The 6,410-nt window shown below is 62.8% G+C and carries 6 protein-coding genes; 1 reads left to right on the top strand and 5 read right to left on the bottom strand.

Annotated features, from left to right (window positions below):
- The first annotated feature begins 207 nt into the window (after window positions 1-207).
- A complete protein-coding gene (locus tag EAY64_RS16715; protein WP_103525870.1) occupies window positions 208-543 on the top strand; it encodes a rhodanese-like domain-containing protein in 336 nt (111 codons plus the stop codon).
- 18 nt (window positions 544-561) lie between these two features.
- On the opposite strand, the gene EAY64_RS16710 is transcribed toward EAY64_RS16715, so the two are convergent.
- The 5 genes from EAY64_RS16710 to EAY64_RS16690 form a co-directional block, all read right to left on the bottom strand.
- Complete coding sequence (locus EAY64_RS16710) at window positions 562-1,278, bottom strand: pseudouridine synthase (RefSeq protein WP_103525869.1); 717 nt, start codon at window positions 1,276-1,278, stop codon at window positions 562-564.
- An 81-nt stretch (window positions 1,279-1,359) separates the two neighbouring features.
- Complete coding sequence (locus EAY64_RS16705) at window positions 1,360-3,267, bottom strand: sensor domain-containing diguanylate cyclase (RefSeq protein ID WP_103525868.1); 1,908 nt, start codon at window positions 3,265-3,267, stop codon at window positions 1,360-1,362.
- A 204-nt stretch (window positions 3,268-3,471) separates the two neighbouring features.
- On the bottom strand, window positions 3,472-4,791 hold the full coding sequence (locus EAY64_RS16700; protein WP_103525867.1) for a hypothetical protein: 1,320 nt from the start codon (window positions 4,789-4,791) through the stop codon (window positions 3,472-3,474).
- A 93-nt stretch (window positions 4,792-4,884) separates the two neighbouring features.
- On the bottom strand, window positions 4,885-5,430 hold the full coding sequence (locus EAY64_RS16695; RefSeq protein WP_103525878.1) for a YbhB/YbcL family Raf kinase inhibitor-like protein: 546 nt from the start codon (window positions 5,428-5,430) through the stop codon (window positions 4,885-4,887).
- A 131-nt stretch (window positions 5,431-5,561) separates the two neighbouring features.
- Window positions 5,562-6,383, bottom strand: a complete 822-nt coding sequence (locus EAY64_RS16690; protein WP_103525866.1) for a helix-turn-helix domain-containing protein — start codon at window positions 6,381-6,383, stop codon at window positions 5,562-5,564.
- Window positions 6,384-6,410: the final 27 nt, after the last annotated feature.

The raw sequence follows: 6,410 nt of genomic DNA, 5'->3' as shown, positions 1-6,410 counted from the left end.
CTGGGCTGGGCTGGGCTGGGCTGGGCTGGGCTGGCAGCATGCTTAGCCCAGCGAGGGCGGGCTGAAGTTAAACAAACAATTTACACAATCTTTCATTACGCTAGGTAATTGCCACAATGCCCGCCATGGCAAATGCATGCAAGACTGCTAAATGCGAGTAGAGCCTGCCCCGCAGGCCCACCCACTTGATGACAGGGCAACACGGCGATGAAACATCTTTTTGGTGCACTACTGGGCGGCGTTACCGCAGCCGCCTTTGCACAGCGACTACTAAGCGGCTCGAGCCGGCTGGTGATCGATGTCAGCTCCAGCGAAGAATTCAGCGCCGAGCATATCCCCGGCGCGCGCTCTTTGCCGCTGGAACAACTGGAACAACAGGCCAGCAGCACCATTCCCGATCCCGCCACGCCGCTGGCGCTTTACTGCCGCACCGGTGAGCGGGCCAGACTGGCCGCAGCCCGCCTGCGCAGCCTGGGTTACACCCATATCGAAAGCATCGGCGGCATGCGCGAAGCCATGCAAAAGTTGCATCAGCTGCTGTAAACCGCCACTACAGCGTACTCAGCCCTTCGGTGCAAAGCCGAAACTGGCCAGTTCCTCGGCGCTCAGATAGCGCCACTGCCCCTCGTCCAGCTCTCCCAGACTGAGCTCGCCAACCGTCAGCCGGTGCAGATCCATCACCCGGTTGCCGGCAGCGGCCACCATGCGCTTCACCTGATGATATTTACCCTGGGTAATGGTCATGCGGATGGTGATCTCATCCGCCACCTCCACCTGGTCAGCGGCGATTTTCTCGTTGTCATCCTTGAGGAAAACCCCTGCCAGCAAGTGCTTCACCAGCTCGGGCTGCACCGGGTGCTTCAGGGTGACCTCATAGCATTTGGGCACGTGGCGCTTGGGTGAACTGAGCGCATGCACAAACTGGCCGTCATTGGTCAGCAGCAGCAAGCCGGTGGTATCGACATCCAGCCGGCCTACCGCCGAAATGTCCAGATTGCCGAATTGCCACGGCAGCAGGGTATACACACTGGGATGGTGCATGGGCTTGTGCGAGGTTTCATAGCCGTCCGGCTTGTGCAGCATCACGTAGATGGGGCCGGATTGCAGCTGCCATGGCTCGCCATCCACCACCAGCTCGTCGATATCATCCAGGCTGCACACCTGCCGGTAATCCTCGGCCACTTCGCCATTGATTTCCACCAGGCCGTATTCCACCAGCTTGCGGCATTCCTTGCGGCTGCCAAAGCCTTGTTGTTGCAAGAGTCTGTAGAGTTCCATGGGCGGAATGTTAGCACGCCACCCGGAGGGCGGCACCGTGGCCAGCCCTCACCCGGGTCTTGCTGCGACGACCCGGCAGGCTCAGGACAGCACGCTCTGGACATTGCTGGCCAGCCGCACCTGATCGCGCCCCAGCGCCTTGGCCTGGTAGAGCGCGGCATCGGCGGCATGGATCAGGCTTTCCGGGTCTTCGCCATGCAGCGGGCACACCGACAGGCCGATGGACAGGGTAATGTGCAGCCGGTGTTCCAGCGCCTGGATGGGCAGCTGCCTGACTGCCGCGCACAGCTGTTCCGCCTTGTGGCTGGCGGCATCCAGCGCAATGCCCGGCATCAGGATGCAGAACTCCTCGCCGCCGTAGCGGCAGACGATGTCGCCACTACGGAAACGGTCACGCAGAAAGGCCCCCAGCGTGGCCAGCACGGCATCACCACACTGGTGGCCATAGTTGTCATTGATGCGCTTGAAGTGGTCCGCGTCCACCATCATCACGGCCACCGTACCATCCAGAGCCAGCATGTGCGCCAGCAGGCGCGGCAGGATTTCATCCAGATAGCGGCGATTGAACAGGCCGGTCAGCGGGTCGCGCCGGACTTGTTCGCGCAGGCCAACCTGCAATGACTCGATCTCTGCCACATGCTGGCGCAAGGCATCGTTGGCAGCGTGCAGGCTGCGTTCCAGCCGTTTACGTTCGCTGATGTCATTGATGCCACTGATGACATATAGCTCCTGATCGCTATGCACCACCGCACAGGACACCAGCGCCCAGAACTGCCGCCCTTCGGCATCGTGTAGCTGGACTTCATGATCCCGCACCGCCCCCTGGCTGCGCAGCAGGGCGGAGATGCCCTCGCGCTCGGCCGGGTCAACATAGAAATCCTGTACCCGGCGCTGCTGTGCATCCAGCCGGCACTTGAACAGGCTTTCCGCCTGGGCATTGGCGTAGATCAGGCCACCGCCGTTCAGATTGTTCATGGCCAGCGGAAAGGGTGAGGCATCGGCCATCAGCTTGAGACGGGCCTCGCTTTCGGCCAGCTGGCGGGTACGCTCCACCACCTTGCCTTCCAGGGTCTGGTTGGCACGACGCAACCAGTCTTCGGTAAAGCGCCGCTCGGCCACCAGCGCCCCAAACACCAGCAAGGCCAGTGACTGCACCAGCAACAGCATGCCGGCCGCAGCCATGCCACTGAGGCCGGGGTCCTGATAGGCCGCACCGTTATGCAACAGCACGCCACCAAATGCCAGCAACACGATGCCGCTATGCAGCCAGTAAGCCAGTGCCAGCCGGCAGCGGAAGGCCACCCACATCAGTGCGATGAAGAACAGCGGCCACAGGCTGGCCGCCACGCCATGGCGGTAATCGGCCACGATGAATTCCACCACTGCCAGCAGCAGGCTGGCCCACAGCAACAGCATGCTTTCCAGCCAGCTGGCCGGATTGCGGCTATAGCGGGTCGGCTCGGCCTGCAGCAGGAACAGCGCAGAGGGCGTGAGCGCCAGCATGCCACTCAGCTCACCCAGTCCACGGGCCAGCAGACATTGCCAGCGCTCAACGCCAGCCGGCAGGATGCCGGCATCCAGGAAAAAACCGCTCCACACAACAGAGAGCAAGGCGCTGCCCAGCACCCCGCACCACAGAAACATCAACACACGGGACAGCCGATAGAATGGCAAAGCCTGTTGCCGGCGCAACATCGAGGCGGCCAGTAAGGGGGCGCCGCTCTGCCCCAGCGCAATGAGCAGGGCCGCAGGCCAGGCATAGTGCAATACCAGCGCATTGCTGACCGCCATGCCCAGCCACAGGCCGCCAGCGCTACGCCAGCCCCAGCGCATGGCAATGGCCAGCGCCAGACCGGCTGGCAGCCACAGCGGCAAGGCCAGTGCACCGAAATCCACCGAGCGCGGCAGCTGCATGGACAGCAAGGCAGCCAAGCACAACGCAGCCGCGCTGATCAAGGTCCCGCTGGCGCTGGCCAGCCATGGCTTCACTGTTTTGCCTGATGTGCTCACCGCGACTCCCCATAGCGCCGTGACCAGACAAAACAGGATTCGTCATTTGTGTCGCGACATGGGCAGCAAGAATAGCTAAGCATTTGGGATAAATCCACGGATTCATCCATTTACGCTGCCTGCCTGTGGTACTGATCGAACAAACAGGACCGGCCGCCGACCACTGCCGACCATCTACGGTGTTCAGGCGCGGCTGATCAAGGGATTGGGCAGGGTCCAGTAAGGCTCACGCTGATGCAGTCCTTCCAGCAAGCTATCCAGCTCTTGTTGCATGCTGCTGCGCATCTGCGCCACCAGGGCGGTAGCGCTGCTGTCGGATTGTTCACGTAGCCAACGACCGATGTCGATGGGTTCCACCACCCGCATGTACAAGGCACGCGGTCCGGCCGGCCGTGGGAAGAAGGCGTTCAGGGTATCGCGCAGACGCCCCTTGCAATAATCGTTACGCACCCGCTTGATGCATTCGGCCACGTGTTCTTGCGCCAGCAAGGGCTGGCTGTAGGCGGCAGGCGCCAGCCGCTGCAAACGCTCCCAGGCCGCCAGCAGTGGCTTCATGCTCTGGCGCTGGCGCTCGTCCTGGCTTTCACGCAGCACCCGGCTCCAGCGGCGCCCCGCGTTCAGGCCGGCATGCGCGGAACCGGCCAGCAGATCGAGCCGCGCGGCCAGTTGCTGCTGCAGGCGCTGCTGACGTTCGAAATAGGCCTGCTCATGACGCTGGGGCAGGCTGATATCACACTGGACGGCTTCACGCTCCAGTACGCCGCTCAGCAGCTGGAACAGCTGTTGCGGCAAGTCGGCATCCGGACTGACATCCAGCCGCAGCCGGGCGGCTGTCCACAACAGTTCGTGGCGGATGGCCCGCGTTTCATCATGCAAAAAACGTAGCTTCCACACCACCGGCACGATATGCACCGGCGGCAGGCGCTCCAGCCCCATGGCCTGCAAACGGGCATGGGCACTGAGTGCCAGCTCGGCAATCCCCGGAAACAATGGGGCCAGCCAGTCGCCATGCCAGCCGACTGCACCTTCCGGATGCAGCAGCACGCCATGACCCTGCAGGGCCCAATCCACCGAATGCTGCTTCGCGGCCTGGCTGGCCGCACCGGGAATCTGGGCAATCAGGTTGTTGCGCAGCCAGAAACGCTGCATGGCTGCCCCCATGCCATTCACCACGGTATGCGTGGCCCAGCTGGCCAGTTGCGGGGCATAACGGGCGGACAACTCTTTGTCTATCATCCAGTCGGTAAAGAATTCGGGATGATTGGGCCCAATAAAGCTGACATTGCGCGGGCTGAGTGCCTGCTGCAAGCGCGCCTCGTGCTCGGGTGGCAGATGCCATTCGCGGATATCGGCCACGCCGGAAAACCCGGGCAGCCGCCCCAGCACAGGCAGGTCGCGCAGCAGCGGTACGCCATGCAGATTGAGCCAGCGGTTGACCGGCACCAGAAACTGCATCAATGCGGCATCGGGCCGGGGGGTGACAAAGGTATGCAGGCGCGACATGACAATGGCTCACAACAGAAATAAAACCTTGTTTAACGTGTAAGCCCGCCCACGTCAAGATGACGATGCCATAGTCACGTCGGTCTGCTGCCCTCAATGACGGCCGTAAAAGGCAGTAAAACTGGCCTTGCCCAGGCTGTTGGCATTAAGCATATAGCCCACCAGCGCCGGCATGGCATCAGCCGGCAGATCCAGCTTATCTACCTTCAAAGCATGTACGGTAAAGATGTAACGGTGAGGCTTGTCGCCCAGCGGCGGGCAAGCACCGCCAAAGCCGGGCTGGCCATAATCGGTCTTGCTCTGCACGCTGCCGGCCGGCAAATGCTGGCCATCGGCACTGCCGGCACCCGTTGGCAACGAGCGGGTCGCCGCTGGCAGATTGAATACCAGCCAGTGCCACCAGCCGCTGCCGCTTGGGGCATCCGGGTCATAGACGGTCAGCGCAAAGCTGCGGGTACCGGCCGGCACATCGCTCCAGTTGAGCGCAGGCGAGGTATTGCCACCGCTGCAACCAAAGCTGTTGAATTCCTGTGCCCGCGACAGCGTGCCGCCGGCTTTTACCTCGCTACTGCTCAGTTGAAAGGCATGTGCCGTGCTGCACAGCAGACCGAAAACAAGAGTCGGCAACAAATGACGCATGGTGTTACTCCACGAAGAATGAGGGATGCTCAGCAGCAGGAATGGCCGCATTGCCAGCATCATTCTAGGCAGGCCGGCCAGCAGAAGCGCGCCGCAGCCGCTCAGTGCATCGCCTTTGCCGCTCACACAGCTCAGCCTTCCGCGAGCTCGCGCGTGGCACGCAGGGCACTGGGTGTCAGGCCAAAACGGCGCCGGAAAGCCGCGGCAAAGCGCGATGGCGACTGGTAACCGCTGGCCAGCGCCACGTCCAGCAATGACTGCCGCCCGGTCATCACCAGCTGCAGCCCATGCGCCAGCCTTGCCTCGGTCAGCAGGGCAGAAAAGGTAGTGGATGCAGCAGCCAGCCGCCGCCGCAGCGTGGCCTCGCTCATGGCCAGCTGCTGCGCCACCACGGCCGGCGTCCAGTCATGCGCCGGATCGAAAGCAAACAAGGCCTGCAATTGCTGGCGGGCATCCTCGGTCGGCAGCAGCAACAGGCTGCGGCCCTGGCCTTGCTGCAACAAGGCCAGCATCAGGCCCTGCCAGCCATGCTCGGCCAGGGCCTGCGCCATGGGGTCATCCGCGTTTTCCAGCGTACTCACCAGCTGCTGCAAAGCCTGGCGGCTGTTGGCACTGGGGGTGAATACCGGGCTACCCGGCGCTGCCTGCAGCAGCAAGTGGCCATGCAGGGCATGAAAGCGCTGCAGCCATTGCCGGTCCTGGGTCAGCGCCAGGGCCAGGTAGTGACCGCTGTCGGCATCCGGCTGGTTGACCAGTTCCAGCTCCTGGCCGGCAGGCAGCAGCAGCCAGTCCCCGGCGCGGCAGATCAGCTCGCCGCTGTGCGTGTGGATGATCTTGCAGCCTTCCAGCACGGCAATCAGCTGCGACTGCCAGATTGGTACGCGGGCGATTCTTTGCTGCCGGCGCGAATGGTAAGTGGCCAGCGTACCGGCCAATGCAGATGATGAAGACATGCCTGCATTGCAGCGCGAAACCGTGTG

This window comes from Aquitalea palustris, from assembly GCF_003693445.1.
GTDB lineage: Bacteria > Pseudomonadota > Gammaproteobacteria > Burkholderiales > Chromobacteriaceae > Aquitalea > Aquitalea palustris.
Note: the sequence above shows the minus strand (reverse complement) of the source record. Positions and strands in the feature narration are given on the sequence as shown.